The 23819-nt window shown below is 62.7% G+C and carries 19 protein-coding genes, 1 tRNA gene and 1 pseudogene; 10 read left to right on the plus strand and 11 right to left on the minus strand.

Features of this window, described 5'->3' with window-relative positions:
• Nucleotides 1–107: 107 nt before the first annotated feature.
• Nucleotides 108–189: transfer RNA gene (locus tag ABHM97_RS14010), tRNA-Tyr, on the minus strand.
• A 128-nt stretch (nt 190–317) separates the two neighbouring features.
• Nucleotides 318–584 (minus strand): hypothetical protein, encoded by a 267-nt coding sequence (locus tag ABHM97_RS14015; protein WP_349471181.1) that lies wholly within the window; start codon nt 582–584, stop codon nt 318–320.
• A 182-nt stretch (nt 585–766) separates the two neighbouring features.
• Here ABHM97_RS14015 and ABHM97_RS14020 point away from each other — a divergent pair, with 182 nt between their 5' ends.
• Nucleotides 767–1258, plus strand: a complete 492-nt coding sequence (locus ABHM97_RS14020) for a YajQ family cyclic di-GMP-binding protein (protein ID WP_017200185.1) — start codon at nt 767–769, stop codon at nt 1256–1258.
• Between the two features lie 331 nt (nt 1259–1589).
• On the opposite strand, the gene ABHM97_RS14025 is transcribed toward ABHM97_RS14020, so the two are convergent.
• Nucleotides 1590–2087: a hypothetical protein gene (locus ABHM97_RS14025; protein ID WP_349471182.1), complete on the minus strand. Its 498-nt coding sequence runs from the start codon at nt 2085–2087 to the stop codon at nt 1590–1592.
• A gap of 565 nt (nt 2088–2652) precedes the next feature.
• Here ABHM97_RS14025 and efeU point away from each other — a divergent pair.
• The 3 genes from efeU to efeB all read left to right on the plus strand — a co-directional run bounded on the left by efeU (nt 2653) and on the right by efeB (nt 6171).
• Nucleotides 2653–3507, plus strand: a complete 855-nt coding sequence (gene efeU / locus ABHM97_RS14030) for an iron uptake transporter permease EfeU (RefSeq protein ID WP_235517204.1) — start codon at nt 2653–2655, stop codon at nt 3505–3507.
• A gap of 43 nt (nt 3508–3550) precedes the next feature.
• Nucleotides 3551–4738 carry an iron uptake system protein EfeO gene (gene efeO / locus ABHM97_RS14035; RefSeq protein ID WP_349471183.1) on the plus strand — a complete coding sequence of 396 codons (1188 nt, stop codon included), beginning with the start codon at nt 3551–3553 and terminating at the stop codon, nt 4736–4738.
• 95 nt (nt 4739–4833) lie between these two features.
• A complete protein-coding gene (gene efeB, locus ABHM97_RS14040) occupies nt 4834–6171 on the plus strand; it encodes an iron uptake transporter deferrochelatase/peroxidase subunit (protein WP_502921292.1) in 1338 nt (445 codons plus the stop codon).
• 124 nt (nt 6172–6295) lie between these two features.
• On the opposite strand, the gene htpX is transcribed toward efeB, so the two are convergent.
• On the minus strand, nt 6296–7165 hold the full coding sequence (htpX, locus tag ABHM97_RS14045) for a zinc metalloprotease HtpX (RefSeq protein WP_349471185.1): 870 nt from the start codon (nt 7163–7165) through the stop codon (nt 6296–6298).
• 104 nt (nt 7166–7269) lie between these two features.
• Nucleotides 7270–8540: pseudogene (locus ABHM97_RS14050) on the minus strand (MFS transporter).
• Between the two features lie 84 nt (nt 8541–8624).
• Between ABHM97_RS14050 and ABHM97_RS14055 the strand changes: the two are divergent.
• The 4 genes from ABHM97_RS14055 to ABHM97_RS14070 all read left to right on the plus strand — a co-directional run bounded on the left by ABHM97_RS14055 (nt 8625) and on the right by ABHM97_RS14070 (nt 12148).
• A complete protein-coding gene (locus ABHM97_RS14055; protein ID WP_349471186.1) occupies nt 8625–9386 on the plus strand; it encodes a hypothetical protein in 762 nt (253 codons plus the stop codon).
• Nucleotides 9387–9416: 30 nt separating this feature from the next.
• Nucleotides 9417–9893, plus strand: a complete 477-nt coding sequence (locus ABHM97_RS14060; protein ID WP_257370618.1) for a Fur family transcriptional regulator — start codon at nt 9417–9419, stop codon at nt 9891–9893.
• Between the two features lie 13 nt (nt 9894–9906).
• Complete coding sequence (locus ABHM97_RS14065) at nt 9907–11388, plus strand: catalase (RefSeq protein ID WP_257370619.1); 1482 nt, start codon at nt 9907–9909, stop codon at nt 11386–11388.
• 124 nt (nt 11389–11512) lie between these two features.
• Nucleotides 11513–12148, plus strand: a complete 636-nt coding sequence (locus tag ABHM97_RS14070) for a DUF2461 domain-containing protein (protein WP_349471187.1) — start codon at nt 11513–11515, stop codon at nt 12146–12148.
• 126 nt (nt 12149–12274) lie between these two features.
• On the opposite strand, the gene ABHM97_RS14075 is transcribed toward ABHM97_RS14070, so the two are convergent.
• From ABHM97_RS14075 to ABHM97_RS14100, 6 genes are all read right to left on the minus strand, one after another.
• Complete coding sequence (locus ABHM97_RS14075) at nt 12275–13828, minus strand: APC family permease (protein WP_235517212.1); 1554 nt, start codon at nt 13826–13828, stop codon at nt 12275–12277.
• A 157-nt stretch (nt 13829–13985) separates the two neighbouring features.
• On the minus strand, nt 13986–14402 hold the full coding sequence (locus ABHM97_RS14080) for a DUF779 domain-containing protein (protein ID WP_235517213.1): 417 nt from the start codon (nt 14400–14402) through the stop codon (nt 13986–13988).
• A complete protein-coding gene (gene adhP / locus ABHM97_RS14085) occupies nt 14402–15412 on the minus strand; it encodes an alcohol dehydrogenase AdhP (RefSeq protein ID WP_235518613.1) in 1011 nt (336 codons plus the stop codon). The genes ABHM97_RS14080 and adhP overlap by 1 nt, the downstream gene beginning before the upstream one ends.
• Nucleotides 15413–15454: 42 nt before the next feature.
• Nucleotides 15455–16978, minus strand: a complete 1524-nt coding sequence (gene exaC / locus ABHM97_RS14090) for an acetaldehyde dehydrogenase ExaC (protein ID WP_235517214.1) — start codon at nt 16976–16978, stop codon at nt 15455–15457.
• 96 nt (nt 16979–17074) lie between these two features.
• Entirely contained in the window at nt 17075–18424 is a 1350-nt protein-coding gene (locus ABHM97_RS14095; protein ID WP_235517215.1) for a GAF domain-containing protein, read from the minus strand.
• Between the two features lie 121 nt (nt 18425–18545).
• Entirely contained in the window at nt 18546–19988 is a 1443-nt protein-coding gene (locus ABHM97_RS14100) for an FAD-dependent oxidoreductase (protein WP_349471188.1), read from the minus strand.
• A 116-nt stretch (nt 19989–20104) separates the two neighbouring features.
• Between ABHM97_RS14100 and rarD the strand changes: the two genes are divergently transcribed.
• Complete coding sequence (gene rarD, locus ABHM97_RS14105; RefSeq protein WP_349471189.1) at nt 20105–21169, plus strand: EamA family transporter RarD; 1065 nt, start codon at nt 20105–20107, stop codon at nt 21167–21169.
• 153 nt (nt 21170–21322) lie between these two features.
• Nucleotides 21323–23728 carry a polysaccharide lyase 8 family protein gene (locus ABHM97_RS14110; RefSeq protein ID WP_349471190.1) on the plus strand — a complete coding sequence of 802 codons (2406 nt, stop codon included), beginning with the start codon at nt 21323–21325 and terminating at the stop codon, nt 23726–23728.
• The last annotated feature ends 91 nt before the right edge of the window (nt 23729–23819 follow it).

Here is a 23819-nt window from a genome sequence, read left to right on the forward strand (position 1 = left end):
CCGTTGGACCCGCGGGCTCGCGCGCCCCGCTGGACCCGCGCTGGACCCGCGCGTTTTTGGGCATAAAAAAATCCCCGGAACCATTGGTTCCGGGGATTTTTCCTGGGTGGCAGATGAGGGATTCGAACCCCCGTAGGCGTTGCCAGCTGATTTACAGTCAGCCCCCTTTGGCCGCTCGGGTAATCTGCCGAACTTCAAAAGAAGATCACTTCCGGAGACCGTTTCTTTTCGATCCGGTAACCGAAGGCAGAGACAACCTTACAGAAGTTTGTGCGAAGAATCTAATCGAGGCTCAGGACGGTGAAATTCCGCGTGACTCAGGCTTCGCCGAGGATCCGGCCGGCCAGTTTCGCTTCGAACTTCTCGGCCTGCTCCGGAGTGATCTGGTTCAGCTGTACGGCCCGGAGCAGGTCCGCGTGCACACCGTCCATGCGGGACGTTGCATCCGGAACGGGGCTCAGGACAATCGAGGCTGCCACAGCCGCCGCTGCCACCGCACTCGCCGCAGCCACTGCCGCCGTCCCAATGGAGCCCGCTGCCACGGAAGCGGACTTGCTGATGGACTGGACGGCCTTGCTGCTCATGCTGTTCCTCCGACGTTGCGCTCTTCCAACTGGTACAACTCTCGGCGCGTTGCCTCAGTTCCAACCTTGCGTGTGCTGTGAGCGAACTGTGAAAGCCGTCCACCGCCCCTAAAGGCGCCTTCCGTATTAGGCTGGATGGCAGACCAACCCCGCCCTACAGGGCCCCAAACCTAAGGAGAGTCATGGCAGGCGAATCCACATTCGACGTCGTCAGCAAGGTAGACAAGCAAGAGGTCGCCAATGCGCTCAACCAGTCCCAGAAGGAAATCGCGCAGCGATACGACTTCAAGGGCGTCGGCGCGGAGATCGACTTCAGCGGCGAGAAGATCCTCATGAAGGCCAACTCCGAGGACCGCGTCCTGGCTGTCCTGGATGTCTTCCAGTCCAAGCTGATCAAGCGCGGCATTTCCCTGAAGTCCCTGGACCAGGGTGAGCCCTTCCCGTCGGGCAAGGAGTTCCGCCTTGAGTGCACCATCAAGGAGGGCATTGCCCAGGACATCGCCAAGAAGATCAACAAGATCATCCGCGACGAGGCTCCCAAGTCCGTCAAGTCCCAGATCCAGGGCGATGAACTCCGCGTTACCTCCAAGTCGCGCGACGATCTGCAGGAGACCATGAACATCCTCAAGAAGTTCGAAGAGGCCGACCTTCAGTTCGTGAACTTCCGCAGCTAAGCCGGATCTGGCCGCGTGATTGTTGGGCACTTGTCCCGGTAGTCCGCATAGGGTCCGCAGAATCTCCGAGGACCGCAGCGATCAGCCTTGATCCTGCGGTCCTCGTTTTTGTCTTCGGCGGTAGGCCAGAGGTGGGAGTGGGTGTTTAGCGTGGTCGACGGCGCCGCATGCCCCAGCGACCGCTGTACGGTCACGACGTCGCAGCCATCGGCGATCAGACCGGATGATAAGTGGCTGAACTCGTGAAGGGTGAAGTCCCCTATCCCGGCTGCCTCGCGGGAGCGACAGTAAGGACCGCGTGGCGGACAGCGGGTGTGGTCGCCTCGCGGAGCTATTGCGTGGGGTCTTCTCGAACGACCAGGCCTTCGTCTCCGGGGAGTACTTTGCCCTGATCCCGCTCGGCCTGATCCTCAACGTTGAGCTCATAAGCGTCTCCCGGCGAGCAGGGAGCAGTGGCACCAACGCTGTACGACTTGTCAGATGCGTCAGTATCGAACTCAGCCCGAAGGACCGGACCACCCTCTGCGAAGACAGTCGGATGTGTCGTTGGATTAACGGTGCGTACGGTCATCCCCAAGGATTTCCAATACTCGGCTACGCGTTTGGCGTCCTCGATATGGTCGGTTCCTTGGGGTGCCCAGTGGTCGTATCCATAGCTGGCTCCCTTCTCGCCCTTTCCGAGGGAGCACTCCTGCGCTCCGGCGACGCCGTTGCGGGGCCACCAGCCGGTGACGTCGAGCTGCTTGGTGGTGTTGATGACGAGTTCGACCACGCGGTCCCGTCCTTCCCTGGCACTGATGGTCTCTTCCGGCGTCGCATCGTCAGACATTGTCGTGCTTGGCTCCTTCTCAGCGCATGCGGTTATTGTCATTCCCATCATGAGCACAGCCGTCGCGGCCGTGAGAATCCTTATATGCGTCTTAACCGCTGGCATTCGACAACACACGCGACATAGAAACCCCCAAAGTGACAATCATAAAACCGCCAGCGGCATCACCACCGGGGCCGGACATGGCCGAGACTATCAATACCCAACCAATAAATCCAACAAATGGCTAAATAGCTTGTCCGATAGCTTGATAGCGTCAGGGAGTCAGTCGTGACCCCCCGCAGAAGCTGGAAGCGTCTCGACCTGCTCGCCGGCTCTATTCGGTTGACGGCTACCCGAGTGAACTCCCTGGGTAGCTCAGCCGACTTCGATACAAGGTCGGCCACGGAGTTGCGAATCCATAAGGAACCGGTCAAGCAGGCAGCGAGCCCCAGCCCCTCGGCGACATGATCACCGTAATGCAGCCCCAAATTAGGACATAAATAGTTTGCGTAATCGATGCAACCCAGTATTCTTCTTCCTTAGGCGGGCCTAAGTACGGCTCCCCTTAGTGAAAGAAACCTACATGACCGCCAACTTCCTGATCGGCCTGCGCGAAGGCCTTGAGGCATCACTCGTCGTGGTCCTCCTGATGGCCTACCTCGTCAAGACCGACCGGCGGCACCTGATCCCCCGGCTCTGGGCCGGAGTGGGACTCGCCATCGCAGTTTCCCTCGCCTTCGGTGCAGTCCTCACCTTCGGTCCGCGCGGCCTGACGTTCGAAGCCCAGGAAGCCATTGGCGGCGGACTGTCCATCGTCGCGGTAGGCCTGGTGACCTGGATGGTCTTTTGGATGGCACGCACTGCGCGCAGCCTGGGCAGCGAGCTTCGCTCCCACGTCGACAAAGCAGCCGACGGCGCCGCCTGGGGCCTGGTGCTCGTGGCAGCACTCGCCGTGGGACGGGAAGGGCTGGAGACAGCGCTGTTTATTTGGGCCGCGGCGCAAGCCACCGGACAAACCACGTTCCCGCTGCTCGGCGCGTTGTTGGGCCTGCTGGCCGCCGCGGGCTTGGGCTACCTGCTCCACCGGGGCGTCCTCAAAGTAAACCTGGGCCGGTTCTTCACCTGGACCGGGGTAGGCCTGATCGTCATCGCAGGCGGCGTCCTGGCGTACGGAATCCATGATCTCCAGGAAGCCGGAATCCTCCCGGGCCTCCACAACCTTGCCTTCGACGTCTCAGCTGCCATCCCGCCGTCGTCCTGGTACGGGACATTGCTGAAGGGCACCCTCAACTTTTCCCCGGCCACCACCTGGCTTGAAGCCGCGGCCTGGCTCCTCTACGTTGTTCCCGTCTTGTTCCTGTACATCCGGGCCAACCGCAAGCCTTCAACCCAGGCAGCAAGCAAGACGTCCGCTCCCGTCGTCGCGGCCCACCCCTGATCCTGCGCCCCGACGCCACTCCCCCTCAACGAAGGAAACACCTATGTTTGGCACTTTCCTGCCCTCATCCCCCACGTTCCGAAAGGCCCTTGCCGTCATCGGAGCAGCGGCTGCCGTGCCTTTGGTCCTGACGGGCTGCACGGACAACACCAAGCCGGCGAGCGCCACCGATGGACCCATCCAGGTCTCCAGCACCGCCAACGAGTGCAAGGTGTCCACGGAAACCGCACCCAGCGGCAACCTGACCTTTTCCGTGAAGAATGAGGGCACCGAAGTCACCGAGTTCTACCTGCTCGCCGAGGATGGCCTGCGGATCATTGGTGAAGTGGAGAACATCGGCCCGGGCATTTCCCGAAACCTGGTGGTGACTGCTCCCGCAGGAAAGTACACCACGGCGTGCAAGCCGGGCATGCAGGGTGACGGCATCCGGGCGTCCTTCGAAGTCACTGAGTCCGGCAACAAGCCCAGCGTCGATGCCGATCTCCAGAAGCTCGTGGACACCGGGACCCAGCAGTACGCGGCCTACGTCAAGGACCAGACCGAGCAGTTGGTCACGGGCACCAAGGCGTTCGCAGACGCTTTCGCTGCCGGTGACGCCGCCAAGGCTCGTGACCTGTACGCCGCCACACGAATGCACTGGGAGCGCATTGAACCCGTCGCGGAGTCCTTTGGCGATCTGGACCCCAAGCTCGACGCCCGCGAAGCGGACCTGGAGCCTGGCCAGGAATGGACTGGCTGGCACCGGGCCGAGAAGGACCTCTTCCCGCCGGCAGGCTACACGGCCATGACCTCCGCCGAGCGGACCGCCATCTCCACGCAGCTCGTCGCCGACACCGAGGACCTTGCCAAGCGTACCCGCACAGTGGAGCTCACGGCGGACAAGTTGGGCAACGGAGCCAAGGAACTGCTGGACGAAGTAGCCACGGGCAAGGTCACGGGCGAGGAAGAGATCTGGTCGCACACCGATTTGTGGGACTTCCAGGCCAACATTGACGGGGCCCGGATCGCCTTCGAGAGCCTGAAGCCGGCCTTGGAGCAGAAGAACCCTGAGCTCGCCACGTCCCTGGCAGGCAAGTTCGACGCCCTCCAGGCTGAGCTCAAGAAGCACGCAAAGGGCGAGGGCTTCGCCTACTACAACGAGCTGACCCCTGAGCAGGTCCAGCAGCTCGCCGCTTTGGTCGATTCGCTGGGTGAGCCCCTGTCCAGGCTCACGTCAGCCGTAGTGTTGTGAGCGGCTGCCCCTACGGGCACACCAGCGGTCCCGCCGACGCGGACCGCGCTGGTGAGGTCGCCGGCGTCGAACGTTCCGGCGGGACTGCCGCCGTCGTGAGTTCGCAGGAAGCGTCCGACGGCGGTACGGCAGCTGCTGCGGGAACCGGCAGGTCGCGCTTTTCCCGCCGCGGGCTCCTGTCCCTCGCCGGTGTTGGCGGCGCGGGCGCCGTTGCGGGCCTCGCGGCCGGTTTCCTCGGCCACGACGTGGTGACGGCTGCCGAAGCGAAGGCAGCAACACCAGATGCTGCGTCAGGCGTTGTCCCGTTCTTCGGCCAGCACCAGGCCGGCATCACGACGCCTGCGCAGGACCGTCTACATATGGCCGCGTTCGATGTCACCACCGAGGACCGCAAGGAACTCATCAAGCTCCTCAAGGATTGGACGGCCGCAGCTGAGGCCATGACCACCGGCGCTCCGACGGGTAAAACCGGCGCGGTGGATGGACCTTACGATGCCCCACCGGAGGACACCGGTGAAGCGTTGGACCTGCCGGCGGCAAAATTGACCCTGACGTTCGGTTTCGGCGCTGGGTTGTTTGAAAAGGACGGCAAGGTCCGCTTTGGCCTGGAGGGGCGCCGCCCCGAGGCTTTGATCGATCTCCCGCATTTCCCGGGTGACGACCTGCAGCCAGCGCGCACCGGCGGAGACCTTGTTGTCCAGGCCTGCGCCGACGACCCCCAGGTTGCCGTGCATGCCATCAGGAACCTGGCGAGGATTGGCTTCGGCAAGGTCCGGGTCCGTTGGTCGCAGCTGGGCTTTGGCAGAACGTCGTCGACGTCCAGGGCGCAGGTGACACCACGGAACCTCTTCGGCTTCAAGGACGGCACCAACAACCTCAAGGTTGAGGACAATGCACTGCTGGACGAGCACGTCTGGGTTTCCGACACGGCTCGTTTGTCCGAGCAGTGGATGGCCGGCGGCAGCTATTTGGTAGCGCGCAGGATCCAGATGCACATCGAAACCTGGGACCGGACCTCGCTCCGGGAACAGGAGGGACTGATCGGCCGGACCAAGGGTGCCGGCGCTCCCCTGTCAGGCGGCGATGAATTTACCGCTCCCGACTTTGCCTTGGCCGGCCGGGAAGGCGCTCCGCTCATCCCACTCGACTCCCACATGCGCCTCGCCCACCCGGACCAGAACGGCGGTGTGAGGATGCTGCGCCGCGGCTACAACTTCACCGACGGTTCAGACGGACTGGGACACCTGGACGCCGGGCTGTTCTTCATTGCTTTCGTCAAGGATCCACGGACGCACTACGTTCCCATGCAACTGGCGTTGGCCAAGGGTGACACCTTGTCCGTGGAGTACTTGAAGCACACCGGTTCGGGTCTCTTCGCGGTGCCTCCGGGCGTGGAGGCGGGCGGGTTTATCGGCCAGGGGCTGTTCGCGTAGCTCTTCCTTGCCTCAATAGCGTTGCCATCCCGCTGTTACGTTGTTGGCCAGCAACGGATCAGCGGGTTGGCGACGGATCAGCCGAGGCGCGGCAGCCGAGACCCCGCAGCCGAGCAGGAACCCGCTAGGAGAGCGGCCGCCCGGCCATCTGCTCCAGCCTGCTGATCCGGTCCTTCATCGGAGGATGGGTGGAGAACATCCGCCGCATGCCACCGCCCCGGAACGGGTTGGCGATCATGAGGTGCGAGGCATTGACCAGATTCTGGTCCTGCGGCAGCGGCAGTTGGCTCACGCCGGACTCGATCTTGCGCAGGGCCGAAGCCAGGGCCAGTGGATCACCTGTCAGCTGGGCGCCGTCCTCGTCGGCGTCGTACTCGCGCGTCCGGGAGATAGCCATCTGGATCAATGAGGCCGCGAACGGTGCAAGCAATGCCATGGCAATGGTGGCAAGCGGGTTGGCGTTGCGGCGATCACCGCTGCCGAAGATCAGCAGCATCTGGCCCACCGAGGTAATGACACCGGCCACAGCCGCCGCGACCGACGAGGTGAGGATGTCGCGGTTGTACACGTGCATCAGTTCATGCCCCAACACGCCCCTAAGTTCACGGGCATCAAGCAAATGCAGGATTCCCTCGGTGCAGCACACGGCGGCGTTCTTCGGGTTCCGGCCTGTGGCAAAAGCGTTGGGTGTCATGGTGGGCGAAAGGTAGATCCGCGGCATGGGCTTGTTGGCGCGCACGGACAGCTCACGAACAATCTGGTAAAGCTGCGGCGCCTGCGCTTCCGTGACCGGGTACGCGGCCATGGAGCGGATGGCGATCTTGTCGCTGTTCCAGTATCCGTAGGCCGTAGTCCCGACGCCGATCAGCGCCATGATCCAGATAGGAGTTGTGCTCCGGGTCCCGGCTGCGATGATGGCGCCCAACCCCAACAACACAGCCCACAGCACACCGAAAAGCGCTGCCGTCTTGAGTCCATTGTTGTGTTTATGCACGGTTATCGCTTTCTTCCGCTCTTGCTGGGGTTTTGTACGGATTAACGCCGACGCCGGTCCCCGGGTTCCGTTATCAGCCTACGTCGGCGGCCCGGCTGGCGGGGCTAGGGAACGGGATGCTTGGCATCATAGGCGACGAAGCCTGGCTGGATGCGCGTCGCCAGCCAGGCCAGGACAATGCACAAAAGCCCGCCGAACAACAGCACCCCGCCTTCGCTAAGGAACTGGGTGACCCCGCCGGCCAGCATGTCGCCGACCCGCGGTCCGCCCGCAACCACCACAATAAAGACGCCCTGGAGCCGTCCCCGGAGATGGTCGGGGGTAGCCGACTGAAGAATGGTGGTGCGGAAGACGGCACTGATGGAGTCGGAGATCCCCGCGAGCGCGCAACACAGGGCCGCAGGCAGCAACCAGGGCGTGACACCTTCACGGCCCGAGTCCCCGGCCAGCAGCACCACCAGTCCGAATCCAGCAATCGAGGCTCCCCAGCCAACCACGGACCACACCACGGCGCTCCCCTGTTTCCGTACCCGGCCGAGGGGTCCGGAGAAGAGCCCGGCAAGGAAGGCCCCCACGGCTGTGGACGCCAACAATACGCCCACCGTTGTTTCGCCTCCGCCGATCATGACGGCGCCAATGGCAGGCATGAGCGCCCTGGGTTGGGCGCAGATCATGGCGATGAGGTCGATGATGAAGGTCATGCGGACATTGGGCCGGGTTCCCAGGAAGCGGAAGCCTTCCACCACTGAACGCAGCCCCGGCCGCACCGCGTCCTTGGACGGTGGCAGTGGCGGAAGCCGGAAGAGCCCCCAGAGGGCAAACGTGAAGCTGATGACGTCAATGGTGTAGGTCCAACCAAACCCGATGGTGGCAACGAGGACACCGGCCAGCAGTGGTCCGGCCGTCATGGACAAGCCAAAGGTCAGCATGCTCAGGGCGTTGGCGGCCGGAAGCAGGTCCTTCCGGACAAGGAGCGGAATGATGGCGCTACGGGCCGAACCGTTGATGCCCTGCGCTCCGCTTTGGATCGCCACCAGGGCGTAGAGAATCCAGATGTTGCCAATCCCCAGCCAGGCCTGCAACGCCAGTCCAGCCGTGGTTGCCCAGAGGACCAGTGAAGCGATGATCGCCACCTTGCGGCGATCGTAGGCATCCGAGACAGAGCCTCCGTAGAGCCCTGCAATGACCAAGGGAACCAGTGCGAAGATTCCCAGGAGGCCCACGTAAAGACTTCCTGGGTCAGCCTGTAAACCTCCAGGCTGACGGCTACCAGCGTCAGTTGGGTACCGATGGCGGCCACCGATGCACCAAGCCAAAGTCGTCGGAAAGCGGGACTCTCCTTCAACGGAGTGATGTCTGCCAGTAGTTTCGCCACCGTCCAACCCTAACCAGCATGAGGGCGCCTCCCGCACGCGGCTCCCTGCTTGGTAGGCTCAGCCGGGGAGGGAGTTGACCAGCCATGTCGCGACGATTGCTGTACCGTTCGGCCTTCTGGGAAATCGCCCGGCCGCGTCATCCCCTCACCGCCGGCCACGTCCTGCTCCGCTTGTCCGACCCTTCCACGGAGTTCGCCTACCCTTCTGCGATCGACTGGCTGCTCTGCTACAACCTGGCCCGGGCAGCCATGCGCGACGTCCTGGGCGTCGCCCGGTGCACCATCATGTTCAGCTACCGTTGGCACCCGCTCGGTGGCGCGATCGGTGAACCCGTCGCCGAATCCTCCACCCCCACCTTCCACCTCTTCGGGCGTGGACCGGGTGAAACCTCGACGCCGGGACACCAGTTGCTGTTGCCGGCGCACCGACGCGTGGGGGAACCGCTGGAACGGCTGGAAGCAACCGACGATGCTATCAGGGATGCGCTGGTACGTGCCCGACCAGCAGCGACGGCTCCGTTGCCGGACGGGGTGGGTACCGCCGTCGAGCCCATCCTGGACCCGGGCGGGCTGGTTGAATCGACGGGCGCGGGGCGCAACCACGCAGTGATCCAACCGATCAGGGCCGTGGGGTCGATCGCGGAAGTCTCTCCGGCGGAGCTCTTGGCCATGGGCGCTGCCCTGGGCTCGCTGTCCCTGGCCGGCGGGCTCAGCGGGTTCAGCTGCCTGGCGCCAGACAACGGGGCCACAGTACGCGTCCATGCACTGGGACGGTCGGCCGCAGAGGAAGCGAATCCCTTGGAGTCTTTGCTCTGTTCACCCGAAGTTAGTCTTGCCTTATTGTGAACTCCTCATAATAAGTGTTTTACTGAATACATGACCGATCACACAGCCGAGCAAGCAGAATGGGCCGCAGCCCTGCATGCCCACGGCCGGCGTGTGACCAAACAGCGCCTGGCAGTCCTCGCCGCCGTCCAGCACCACCCGCACTCCCCGGCAGAAGGCATCCTTGCTGCTGCCCGCAAAGAGCTTCCTGAACTGACGGCGCAGTCCGTTTATGTAGTGCTTAGCGATCTCACGGACCTGCAGATGCTGCGCCGCTTCGAACCCCCGCACTCCCCGGCGCTTTATGAGACCCGGGTTGGCGATAACCACCACCACGCTGTGTGCATCAGCTGCGGCAGGGTGGAAGACGTGGATTGCGCCGTGGGACACGCCCCGTGCCTGACACCGCACTGGGATGAAAACTCCAAGCCAATGACCATCCAGATCGCAGATGTCCTGTACCAAGGCATCTGCCAGGACTGCCAGTCCAAACAACAGCTTCCCGCAACTTCCGTAACTCATAAATAGAAATAGGAGAACAATGACTGCCATTTCAACAACCCAGTCAGGTGCCCCCGTTACTTCCGACGCGCACTCGAAGTCCGTCGGCGCTGACGGTGCCATCATCCTCACCGACCACTACCTGGTGGAAAAGCTCGCACAGTTCAACCGCGAGCGGGTGCCGGAGCGCGTAGTGCACGCCAAGGGCGGCGGCGCATTCGGTACGTTCAAGACCACCTCGGACGTTTCGGCCTACACCAAGGCAGCTTTCCTGCAGCCGGGTGCCGAGACCGAAATGCTGATCCGTTTCTCCTCCGTCGCAGGCGAGAACGGCTCCCCCGACACGTGGCGCGACCCCCGTGGTTTCGCCGTGAAGTTCTACACCTCCGAGGGCAACTACGACCTCGTGGGCAACAACACCCCGGTCTTCTTCATCCGCGACGGCATCAAGTTCCCGGACTTCATCCACTCCCAGAAGCGCCTCCCGGGCAGCCACCTGCGCGACGCCGACATGCAGTGGGACTTCTGGACCCTGTCCCCCGAGTCCGCACACCAGGTCACCTGGCTCATGGGCGACCGTGGCCTCCCGGCTTCCTGGCGTGAAATGCAGGGCTACGGTTCGCACACGTACCAGTGGATCAACGCCGCAGGCGAGCGTTTCTGGGTCAAGTACCACTTCAAGTCCAACCAGGGCGTCAAGACCATCACCGGCGACCAGGCTGAAGAGCTTGCTGGTTCGGACGCGGACTTCTACATCCGCGACCTCAAGGAAAACATCGACGCCGGCAACTTCCCCTCCTGGGAACTGCACGTCCAGGTCATGCCTTACGAAGACGCCAAGACGTACCGCTTCAACCCGTTCGACCTGACCAAGGTTTGGCCGCACTCGGACTACCCGCTGATCCACGTGGGCACCATGGAGCTGAACAAGAACCCGGAGAACTACTTCGCGCAGATCGAGCAGGCCACCTTCGCGCCGTCGAACTTCGTACCGGGCATCGCTGCTTCCCCGGACAAGATGCTGCAGGCCCGCATCTTCTCCTACGCCGATGCACACCGTTACCGCGTGGGCACCAACCACGCCCAGATCCCGGTGAACCAGCCCAAGAACCAGGTCAACAACTACAGCCAGGACGGCCAGGGACGTTACCTGTTCAACTCCCCGTCCACCCCGGTGTACGCACCGAACTCCGTGGGTGGCCCGGCCGCTGTCGAGCCCACCTCACCCGCAGGTGGCTGGGAGAACGACGGCGAGCTCACCCTCTCCGCCCACACCCTGCACGCTGAGGACGACGACTTCGGCCAGGCCGGTACGCTGTACCGCGAGGTCTACGATGACGCCGCCAAGGCCCGCCTCCTGGACACCATCACCGGTGCTGTTGGCGGCGTGAAGAACGCTGACATCAAGGAACGCGCCATCCAGTACTGGACCAACGTTGACGCCGACCTCGGCGCCAAGCTCCGCGCCAACCTCGGCGCAGGCCAGACCGAGTCCGACGCAGAAGCAGCCAACAAGCTCTAAGCGTCTTCGCTCTCCAGCAATTCCTGGAACACCCCGTTGCGGATCTCCGCAGCGGGGTGTTCTTTTTCCACATAGCGCTTTGAACCTATGGCTCCGACCACCGCGCGGTTCATAGGATCCTTGCATGAGCACATTCAAAGGCATTTCCCCGGCTGCATTCCGCTTCTACGAGGAGCTTGAAGAGAACAACAACCGTGAGTGGTGGCTGGAGCATAAAGCAACGTACGACGCCGAGGTGAAGGAGCCGCTGACAGCCCTGCTTTCGGAGCTGGAGCCGCAGTTCGGCCCGGCCAAGATCTTCCGGCCGAACAGGGATATCAGGTTCTCCCAGGACAAGTCACCGTATAAGACAGCGCAGGGAGCCTTCGCGGCAACCCAGGAAGGTGTGGGGTTCTACGTCCAGATCAGCGCGGATGGCCTGCTGATTGGCGGCGGATACCACTCCCACACGCCGGCGCAGCTCGCACGTTTCCGGGCCGCAGTGGACGCTCCTGCCAGTGGTGAAGAACTGGAGGGCATTGTTGATGCTGTGGCGGCGTCAGGCTTCGTCATCGAAGGCGAAAAGCTGAAGACCGTACCCCGGGGCTTCGACAAGGACCACCCACGGGCTGAGCTGCTCAAACACAAGTCCCTGTCAGCGGGCGTTGAGGTGGGCCAGCCTGAATGGTTGGCCACCCCCGGGGCCAAGGATGAGATCGCTGCCCGCTGGGAAGTGCTGAGGCCTTTGGTGGAGTGGGTCAGTGAGCATGCAGCGCCGTAGGGTGGTGACACCCAAAAGCGCCCGGAAACTGTTGTTTCCGGACGCTTTTGTGGCTGATTCGTCATGGCTGTCTGACAGGCAGACGCTCTGACAGGCAGCCGCTCTGACGGTCAGGCGTAGGTCGTGTCAGACCTTGGTGAAGGTGTCTTCGTCCTCGTCGCCCTTGGACTGCTTGCTTCCGGCCGGAGCGTTGACAGAAGCCTTGGCAGAAGCGAACCTCTCGTTGAGGCGTGAGTGGCGCTGGCCGTAGGAGAAGTAGATGACCATGCCGATAACCAGCCAGATCGCGAAGAAGATCCACGTTTCCACAGCCAGGTTGGTCATCAGGTAAAGGCAGAGTACAGCGGAGACCCAGGGGATGACCTTGCCGAGAGGGACACGGAAGGCAGGCTTCAGGTCCGGGCGCTTCTTGCGCAGCACCAAAATGCCCAGGCTGACCATCACGAATGCGGAGAGCGTACCGATGTTGATCATTTCCTCGAGCAGATCCACCTTGGTCACGCCGGCCACCACTGCCACTGCGGCACCACAGATGATCTGCAGACGGGCTGGAGTGGAGCGCTTGTCGCTGGTCTTGGACAGGGAGCGCGGCAGCAGGCCGTCGCGGCTCATGGCAAGGACAACCCGGGACAGGCCCATGAGGAGCACCATGATTACGGTGGTCAGGCCAACCAGGGAGCCAAACGCGATGACCTTGGCTGCATCCGTGTTGCCGACGGCCTCGAAGGCTGTGGTCAGGGTTGGGTTCTTGACCTCTGCCAGTTGCGTGTAGGAGACCATGCCGGTAAGCGCCAGGGAGACCAGGATGTAAAGCAACGTAACAACGGCCAGGCCACCGAAGATGCCGCGCGGCAGGGTCTTCTGCGGGTTCTTGACCTCTTCGGCGGAGGTTGCCACCACGTCGAAGCCGATGAAGGCAAAGAACACCAGAGCGGCGCCGGCGAAGACGCCCAACGTTCCGTACTGGGCCGGGGCGGCGCCGGTGAGGAAGCCGAAGAAGGACTGCTTCATGACATCGGCAGCTCCGGAATCAGTGGGCTGCGAGGCCGGGACGAACGGCGTGTAGTTGGAGAACTTCACATAGCTGAAGCCAACAACGATCACGAAGAGCACCACTGCGATCTTGATCAGCGTGAAGACGTTGCCGACGCGTGCGGACAACTTTGTCCCCAGCACCAGCAGCACGGTGAAGATCGCGACAATAAGGAAAGCGCCCCAGTAAAGGTCAACGCCGCCAACGCTCACTGACGGCGGCATGTCCACGCCCATCAGGCCAAAGACGGTGCTGAGGTAGATCCCCCAGTACTTCGCGATAACGGCAGCGGCGGTGAACAGCTCAAGGATGAGGTTCCAGCCGATGATCCACGCGAGGACTTCGCCCATGGTGGCGTAGGTAAACACGTACGCTGAGCCTGCCACCGGGATGGCCGTAGCGAATTCTGCGTAGCACATGATGGCCAGCGCACAGGTGACGGCGGCAATGGCAAAGGAGATGGTGACGGCCGGGCCTGCAAAGTTTGCGGCGGCTTTCGCACCAACGGAGAAGATGCCGGCACCGACGGCTACGGCGACACCCATGATCATGAGGTCCCAGGTGCTGAGGCTGCGTTTCAGCTTGCGCCCGGGTTCGTCGGCATCAGCGATCGACTGCTCGATCGACTTGGTCCTGAAAATGTTCATAAAAATGCCACATTCTGGATGGGAGTGGTATAGGACTCATCAAGGATAGTGTCCGGCCAATGGACGGCCATATTTATCCCAAATAGTGAGACGCGCCCCGAGACTCCGTGACTCCTGTGGCTGGTGTGACGAAGGCGGGTAGCCTCCGTCACACCTTTCACGTGCTCGGTACGTCCCAGTCCATCAGGGTGGAACGGATAAGGAATCTCTTCCCTTCCGGGGACTCCACCGAGAAACCGCTGCCCCGTCCCGGAACCACGTCCACGGTGAGGTGCGTGTGGGACCAGTAGGCGAACTGTTCCTTGGACATCCAGAACTCCAACGGTTGCGCTTGGCCGTCGGACCCAAGGTCGAACCGGCCCAGCAAAACATCGGAATCGCTGGTCAGGAACTCCCCCGCCGGGTAGCACATGGGCGCGGAACCGTCGCAGCAACCACCGGACTGATGGAACATCAGCGGGCCATGCTGCTCCCATAGCTTCCGCAGCAGTTCCACGGACGCTGCGGTGAGCGCCACCCGGGAAAAGTCTTCCCCTGGCAGCGTCACCGCAGCTTCCAAGCTGGTGTTGTTCATCAGAACTTCAGCACCACTCGGCCGTCGATCTTGGCGTGTTTCATTTCGTCAAAGACCGCGTTGACCTCGGAGAGCTCACGGGTGGAGACCGTCGGCTTGATCTTCCCCTGGGCATAGAACTCCAGTGCTTCCTCGAGGTCCTGCCGGGTACCGACGATGGAACCGCGTACGGTGAGGCCCTTGAGAACAATGTCAAAGATCGGGGCAGGGAAATCCCCCGGAGGAAGACCGTTGAACACAATTGTTCCGCCGCGACGGGCCATGCCAATGGCTTGCCCAAATGCGGATGGATGCACGGCAGTCACCAGCACGCCGTGGCAACCCCCGGTCTCACGCTGGATGACCTCGGCCGGATCCTCATGGAGGGCATTGACGGTCAGCTCGGCACCGTGTTCTTTCGCCAGCGCCAGTTTGTCGTCTGCGATGTCCACCGCTGCCACCCGAAGGCCCATCGCCACCGCATACTGCACCGCGATATGCCCCAGACCGCCAATGCCCGAGATGGTGACCCACTGGCCGGGCCTGGTCTCCGTCATCTTCAAACCCTTGTAGACAGTGACGCCGGCGCACAGTACAGGCGCCACTTCCACGGGATCCGAACCCTCCGGGATGCGCGCTGCGAACCTGGTGTCCACCAGCATGTACTCACCGAACGAGCCATCAACGCTATAGCCGCCGTTCTGCTGTGACTCGCACAAGGTCTCCCAGCCGGTGCGGCAATACTGGCAGTCGCCGCACGCGGACCAGAGCCAGGCGTTGCCCACCAGGTCCCCGATTGCCACGTCCGTGACTCCTTCACCCAAGGCAACTACTTCGCCAACGCCCTCGTGCCCCGGCACGAAAGGAGGAGTCGGTTTGATCGGCCAGTCGCCTTCGGCGGCGTGCAGGTCGGTGTGACATACCCCCGATGTGATGAGGCGGACCAGCGCCTGGCCGGGACCCGGCGTCGGCCTTTCCATTTCCTTGATCTCGAGGTCGGTACCGAACTTGGTGACGACTGCAGCTTGCATGGTGGTCATTGACGATCTCCTTTGATCGGTAGACAAGACGGTTTAGAAGAAGCCGAGCTTGTTCTCGTTGTAGCTGACCAGGAGGTTCTTGGTCTGCTGGTAGTGGTCCAGCATCATGGCGTGGTTCTCACGGCCAATACCTGAGGACTTGTAGCCGCCGAAAGCGGCACCTGCCGGGTAGGCGTGGTAATTGTTGACCCACACGCGGCCGGCCTGGATTTCCCGGCCTGCGCGGTAGGCGACATTTCCGTTGCGCGACCAGACGCCGGCGCCAAGCCCGTAAAGGGTGTCGTTGGCAATTCCGATGGCGTCGTTGTAATCGCTGAACTTGGTCACGGACACCACCGGTCCGAAGATCTCCTCCTGGAAGATCCGCATCCGGTTGTGGCCTTCGAAAATGGTGGGCTGGACGTAGTAGCCCCCGGCGAAGTCCCCGTCCAGTTCGGCTCGGGCGCCACCGGTGAGGAGCTTGGCGCCTTCCTGCTTTCCGATGTCGATGTAGGACAGGATCTTCTCCAGCTGGTCGTTGGAGGCCTGGGCACCAACCTGGGTATCGGTATCCAACGGGTTGCCCTGGATGATTCTGTTGGTCCGGGCCGTGACGTCGGCCATGAAGGAATCGTAGATACCTTCCTGGACCAGGGCCCGGGAAGGGCAGGTGCAGACCTCTCCCTGGTTGAACGCGAAGAGGGTGAAGCCCTCCTGCGCCTTGTCGTAGAAGGCGTCGTTCTGGTCGGCGACGTCGTCGAAGAAGATGTTGGGGCTCTTGCCACCAAGTTCCAGGGTGACGGGGATGAGGTTGTTCGACGCGTACTGGCTGATGAGCCTGCCTGTGGTGGTCTCACCCGTGAAGGCGATCTTGCGGATACGGGAACTCGAAGCGAGCGGCTTGCCGGCCTCGACGCCGAAGCCGTTGACCACGTTCACCACACCCGCCGGAAGGAGATCACCAATGAGCTCCATCAAAACCAGGATTGACGTCGGCGTCTGCTCGGCGGGCTTGAGCACCACGGCGTTTCCGGCCGCGAGCGCCGGGGCCAGCTTCCAAACAGCCATGAGGATGGGAAAGTTCCACGGGATGATCTGGCCAACAACGCCCAGTGGTTCCTTGAAGTGGTAAGCCGTGGTGTCCTCATCCAGCTGGGAGAGGTGGCCTTCCTGTGCTCGCACAGCAGAGGCGAAGTAGCGGAAGTGGTCGGCGGCCAGGGGGATGTCGGCGTTGAGGGTCTCGCGGACGGGCTTGCCGTTGTCCCAGGTCTCCGCAACCGCAAGGAGCTCCACATTCTCGTCGATGCGGTCGGCGATCTTGTTCAGGATCGCTGCCCGCTCAGCGGCGGAGGTCTTGCCCCAGGACGGCGCAACCTTGTGGGCGGCGTCCAGTGCGAGTTCGATGTCTTCCGATGTTCCGCGGGCAACTTCGCAGAAGGCCTTGCCCGTGACCGGGGTGATGTTCTCGAAGTAGGCGCCCTTGACCGGGGCAACCCACTCTCCGCCAATCCAGTTCTCGTAGCGGTCCTTGAAGGTGACCTTCGAACCCTCGGCACCCGGCTGTGCGTAAACGGTCATTGCTAGCTCCTTTGCTGCGAATCACGGTGGCTGTCGCCATTGATCCGAGCCTAGGAGCGATGAGGTTGCAGTTACGTTGCAACCCTGTGATTCAGCTCACGCAGTCATGTCCGCTTCGATCCGTTCAAGGTCGGCCACGACGGCGGCCCGCTTGGGTGAGCGCGGCGGCAGCAGCTTCAGCACCGCCAGACGGAGGTCGACGTCGTACCTCGCCTCCGGCAGCTCCGCATACTTGAGGAGTGAATCGACGCTCCCGTCGCTGAGCAACGCCTCACGCATCAAGTGCGAGACACGTTCACGCAACAGCACGACGCCGGGCGCCTCCGACCGCGGAAGGACAGCACCTTTGTAGATTTCCAAGGCGATGCGGTGGGCGCCGCGTTGCAGGCAGTTCAGGACCTGTCCGGAGTCGGGCAGCAATTCCACGGGCAAACGGTACGGCCGGGACTCGGGAACAGCATCGGGGCTGAGCCCCTGGATGACCTTGCGGAGCCGCACCATCTCGGCTCGCAGCGTCACGGCAGAACCGTCTCCTGGGTACAACTGGGCGCAAAGGTCATCGGCGCTCAACCCGGAAGGGTGGTTACCGAGGATCGCCAGGATTTCGCTGTGCCGGGCTGACAAGGAGACGGTTCGGCCATCAATGCTCAGCAACGCCTGATCGCGACCCAACAATTGCAAGCTGTTCCGGTACAGCGCACCAGTGGTTTGGGTCGACGTTGAAGGCGCGCTCCGCCGTCGTGGTTTGTCTCGAATGGCTGCGGCGAGTTGGAGCCGCTCAATACGCAACTGTGCCTGGGCCGCAGCAACAGTTGCCTCCACCAGGGACAGGGTGTGCGGCGCCACTGCTGTTTCCGTGCCGGTAATGTCCACGACGCCCAGCACGGCACCCGAATCAGGGTCATGGAACGGCACGGCTGTACAGCTCCACGGGTGAACGGACCGTTTGAAATGTTCGGCACCGGAGATCTGGATGCTGCGGTCCAGGGCCAAGGCAGTTCCGGGGGCGCTGGTCCCAACGGAGGCTTCGGACCAGTCCGCGCCGGCCACGAACATCATGCCCTCGGCGCGCCGCTGCATCACAGGGTCGCCGTCAACCCACAGGAGCCGCCCGACATCGTCTCCTACCGCCACCAACAAACCACTGTCATGGCTGGGTTGGACCAGGAGCTTCTTGATCACCGGCATGATCGCAGCCAACGGATGCTGCCTGCGATACTCCTCGAGTTCGTCCCTGTCCATCGCAAGGGGCGCCTCGGCGACGTCCGGATTGGCCTGCAGGGTCGCAGAACGCTGCCAGGACTCACGGACCAGGCGACGCAGGCCAACGATGCCTTCATCGTCCAGGAGGCCGCTGTGATTCAGGCGCTCATGGCCTGCCAGCGCACGCCTCTGCACCAATTCCGCGGTGTCGCCTGGAACCGGCGGATGGATTGGATTCCTCATCGAACTCCCCTGGGTACCGTGCATGTGGTGGGCGGCACAGTACCCAGCAGTCTAGTTCGGGAGCCGGAGTTTTTGTACAGCCAACGCCCTCGGAGCGGCCAGGTGGACAAAAACTCCAGGGTCAGCCGCGCGAAATCCGGACCATTTCCTCGCGCGGGACCACTTTGATGCGCTCGCGGACCACGCCGTCAGTCGAATCATCAGCGGCAGCCGCCTCAGTCCACGACGCACCCAACGCGGCCTCATGGGCATCCAGGCGGTTCCAGCCCTCCCACGTCGTGTATTCAATCCCGCGCTCTTCAAGAAGGTCGATGATGGCCTGCGGATCCGGGTTTTCCGCCGGCGGCAGCGTGAGCCGGTCTTCAAGGAGGAAGCCGATGGTCTCCAGCGCATCGCCCTTGGTGTGGCCGATGAGGCCTACGGGACCGCGTTTGATCCAGCCGGTGGCGTAGATACCCGGGACGTGGTTACCGTCCGCATCCAGGACCCGACCGCCGTCGTTCGGGATGACACCACGGCGGGCGTCGTACTCAAGTTCCTCCAACGGCGAGCCGTGGTAGCCGATGGCGCGGTAGACAGACTGGACCGGGTACTCGATGAACTCCCCCGTGCCCTTGACGTTGCCGGTGCCATCAAGTTCCATCCGCTCAAACTTGATTCCGGACACCTTGCCCGGGGTGTCGGGTGAGTCCAGGATTTCCACGGGGCTGTGCAGGAAGTGCAGGTGAAGTCGACGCGAGGAGGGCTGCTCGGACTCGGCGTGCTCCTCCACCAGCCAGTTCGTCATGGTGTTCACCATCGTCTTGATCTGGTTGTTGGTGCGGATGGCTTCATCGGAGGCTTCGTCGAACTCGAAATCCTCCGGGTAGAGCACGATGTCCACGTCCTTGCAGTGCGAAAGCTCCCGCAGTTCCAAGGGGGTGAATTTCACTTGCGCAGGACCGCGGCGCCCGAACACGTGGACGTCGGTGACAGGCGATTTTTTGAGCCCGGCGTACACATTGTCCGGAATCTCGGTGACCAAGAGCTCTTCCGGGTGTTTGACCAGCATGCGGGCAACATCGAGGGCGACGTTGCCGTTACCAATGACCGCGATCTCCTTGGCATCCAAGGGCCACTCGCGGGGCACATCGGGGTGCCCGTCGTACCAGGACACGAAATCTGCGCCGCCGAAGGAACCCTCAAGGTGGACGCCGGGGATGTTCAGGTCCGCATCCTTGATGGCACCCGTGGAGAAAATCACGGCATCGTAGAACGCCCGGAAATCATGGAGAGTCAGGTCCCGGCCGTAGGTCACATTGCCCAGGAAGCGGATGTCGCCGCGGTCCAACACCTTGTGCAGGGCATTGACGATGCCCTTGATCCGGGGGTGATCGGGCGCAACTCCATAGCGGATCAGACCGTACGGTGCGGGGTATGCCTCGAAGAGATCGATGCTGACCTCAACCTCGCCGTCCTTGACCTCGTTGGACTTGGTCAGGATATCCGCAGCGTAGACACCCGCCGGGCCAGCGCCAACAATGGCAACGCGTAACGGACGATTGGTTGCGGCTGAATTTGGCACCGTAAGCCCTTCCGAAGCAGTGAGCCGCGCCGTTGGTGGGCGCGCAGGGTTCAATTCTAGATGTCGACCCTGCGGTCGGAGGCTTATATGGCAGGAGTCACAGAAATTCATAAAGATTGCGGAATATTGCGCCCATGAACGGTGTTGGCGACATTGTGTCGACTCCGGAACAGATCATCCCAAGCTCCTCAACAACTACGTCAACGACGGCGGGTGGCAAGGGCGGCGGTACCGGCAACGCCGGTAAACCGGTGAGGAGCGAATCGACGGCGGGCGTCCTGTTCGGCATTGGCGCGTACGGGCTGTGGGGTCTGCTCCCCCTCTACTTCTTCATTCTCATGCCGGCCAGTGCCGTGGAAATCGTCGCCAACCGGGTTGTCTGGTCGTTGATCTTCTGCGCGCTGCTCATCACCATTACCCGCGCGTGGCGCGTCTTCGGTGCCGCAGTCAAAGATCGGTCCGTCTTTGGTCCTTTGGCGTTGGCCGCCGGCCTGATCGCCATCAACTGGCTCACCTACACCTTCGGCGTGACCACGGGACACGCCGTCGAAACGTCCCTGGGGTACTTCATCAACCCGCTTGTCTCGGTACTGCTGGGCGTCTTCGTCCTGAAGGAAAAATTGCGTCCCCTCCAGTGGGCAGCGGTGGGCATCGGCTTCGTCGCAGTTGGCGTCCTGACGTTCTCCTACGGACAGCTTCCTTGGATCGCTCTGATCCTGGCCTTCAGTTTCGGCTTGTATGGCTTCGTGAAAAAGCGCGTAGGACCCAAGGTTGACGCACTCACGAGTCTGTCGGTTGAAACGGTGGTGCTGGCCCCGTTCGCCGCGATCACCATGGTGGTCCTCGGCGTATCGGAAGCCGCAACCTTGACCACCCACGGCGCCGGACACTTCTGGTTGCTTGTGGCATCGGGCGTCATCACGGCCGTCCCCTTGCTCTTCTTTGGTGCTTCGGCCCGCCGTTTGCCCATGACCACCATCGGCCTGCTCCAATACTTCGCCCCCGTCCTCCAGTTCATCGTCGCCCTGACAGTCTTCAACGAGACCATGACCACGGCCCGCTGGATCGGTTTCTGCGTGGTGTGGCTCGCTCTGGTTCTCCTGACCATCGACATGCTCCGGACGACGCGGAAAAACTCCGTGCTCAAGAAGAAAGCCCGGCTCGAGGCGTCACACCCGTAAGGGATTCCGCTATCGGGAGCCATGAGCACTTTTGTTCATTTCTGCTGAGGGGCCCGGGAGTCGGACATAAAGTTGCGGAGACTTTTTACCGCAATGTCCACTCCCCGCACCCAGAGTTTGAACGGAGCAGTTTTGAACTTCAATGGACCCCCAGTGAGCCGCAGGACCCTTTTCCGCGCCGGAGGGGCGGCCGCCCTTGCTGGCGTCATGCTTTCCCAGGCTGGACCTTCTTTTGCGGCTTCCGGGCTGCAGGAACTCATCGACCGACGGCGGCTGGTCCTCACGGGTGGACAGAGCGCAGCGGGCATTCCGGAATTGGCCTCGCAGCTTGAAGGCATGGGCCAGACCACCGAAAAATGGTGGTCCTCCATGGACAAGGCATCCTCCCGGACAGCATTGTGGGCCGACATTCCGCTGACTGGCATCGGGCAGTCCACGGCCGCAACCGGAAACATGGGCCTGCACTTCAACCGCCTCTACGACATGGCCCTCGGATACGCAGTCCCAGGCAATCCCTGGGCCGGCAACGCGAACCTGGCCGCTGACATCGTTGCCGGCTTGCAACTCCTGAATGACACTGCGTACAAGCCGTCCATCAAGGCAGCGGGCAACTGGTGGTTCTGGGAGATCGGCGTCCCGCGCAAAGCCGTCGACATACTGACGCTTCTTCATGCCGAAGTTCCCGAAGCATTGCGGACGTCCCTGTTGGCAGCTGTCCGCTGGTTCGCACCCAACCCGAACTGGCGCGGCCGCGCTACCTCCCTGGCGGAGACCGGGGCCAACCGCGTGGACAAGTCGCTGGCCTGCTGCATGCGCGGGATTTTGGATAACAAACCGGACGAGATCGCCCTGGGCAGGGACGCTCTGAGCGACACAGTCCGCGGCGGAACCAACAGTGTCTTCACCTACGTCACCAGCGGAGACGGCTTCTACGCGGACGGCTCCTATGTCCAGCACTCCTATTTGCCCTACGCAGGAACCTACGGTGTGGTGGCTTTGGCTGGGATCGCCGAGATCATCGCGATGCTCGGGGGAAGCAACTGGGCCGTCAACGATCCCAAACGTTCGGTGCTCCTTGATGCGGTGGAGGACACTTACGCACCCTTCGTCTGGGATGGGCGGATCATGGACACCATCCGCGGCCGCGCAGTCTCCCGCCAGCGCGAACCCGACTACGTCAGCGGCTTCGGTCTCATTTCAGCGGTCCTTCTCCTGGCGCCTGGTTGCGACGAGCCGTACCGTTCCCGCTTCCTGGCTCTGGCGAAAGGCTGGCTGGAACGCTGCGCGGACCAGAAACTCGTCGGGCATCCTACCCAGAGCCTGGCAAAGTCGTTGCTGTCCCTCGGAGTGCTTTCTGATTCCGCAGTGGTTGCCGCGCCGGCTCCCGTCTACAGCCGGATGTTCGCCGACCAGGACAGGTTGGTCCACCACCGACCGCAGTGGGGCTTCACAGTGAACCTGTCCTCCAAGCGGATTGGACGCTATGAGTGGGGCAACAGCGAGAACAACCTCGGCTGGTACCAGGGCGATGGCATGACGTTCCTTTACACGCGGCAGGATCCGTCCCAGTTCAGTGCTGATTTCTGGCCCACTGTGGACCCCTATGCCCTTCCTGGCACCACCGTTAACGACCAAGTTCGTGCCACTGGGGCGGGGGCCGCAGGAACCGGAATCCCCCGCGCCTTCCAGGCCTTTGCCGGCGGGCTTACCGTGGACGGCCGCTGGGGCGTCATCGGCATGGACCACCTCAACCACGACAAGACCCTGACCGGCCGGAAGTCGTGGTTTTTCCTGGATGACGCTGTGGTCTGCCTCGGCGCAGGCATCACGGGAACGGGCGGAGCTGCGGTGCGGACCACCATTGAGAACAGGTCCTTCGCCACCGATTCCGCCCCGGCGGTCCGGACGGACTCCAGGAACCGGCGGATGGCGCCCGGTGAAGCGCCCGTGGTCTTGAAGCGATCCGTGCATCTTGAAGGCCACGGCGGGTACGTCTTCCTTGATGCTCCGGGCGTTTCCGGGGCTCCCGACGTTGCGGTGGTGCGCCGGACAGGGACCTGGTTCGACATCAATTCAGGTGCAGACACCGGCGGAAGCACGGATCCCGTCACCAGGGACTATGTGACCATCACGCACCGCCACGGCGTCGACCCTGCGGGATCGGGCTACGCCTACATGATCCTGCCTGCCGCCGACCATTCGACCACGTTCTCCCAGTCGGCGAACCCGGATGTGAAAGTTCTTGCCAACTCGGCGGATGTGCAGATGGTCGAATCCGGCAAAGACAGCCTGGTCATGGCCAACTTCTTCGCTGCAGCATCCGGGGGCGGATACACAGCATCCGGGCCATGCACGGTGTCCGCACGCAGGATCGGTGACAAGCTCACTGTGTCCGTGGCGGACCCGTCACGGACACAGGCTTCGGTGCGTGTGAAGCTTCCCGGCTCGTGGAACACCGTGGTCCAGGCGGATGCCGGTGCTGTGCTCACTGCCGGCAACACCATCGAGGTCCAGCTCGACGGACACGGCCACCATAAGGACCTGACGCTGGGCAGCTAGGCAAGCACCGCCGTCGTGAATCCGCGCAGGGAAGGCGCCGCGCCCAAATCGTGGGAAGAGCGCCAAACAGTCCGGAGCTGGACATCGAACT

The organism is Paenarthrobacter sp. CAP02 (assembly GCF_040137855.1).
Lineage (GTDB): Bacteria > Actinomycetota > Actinomycetes > Actinomycetales > Micrococcaceae > Arthrobacter.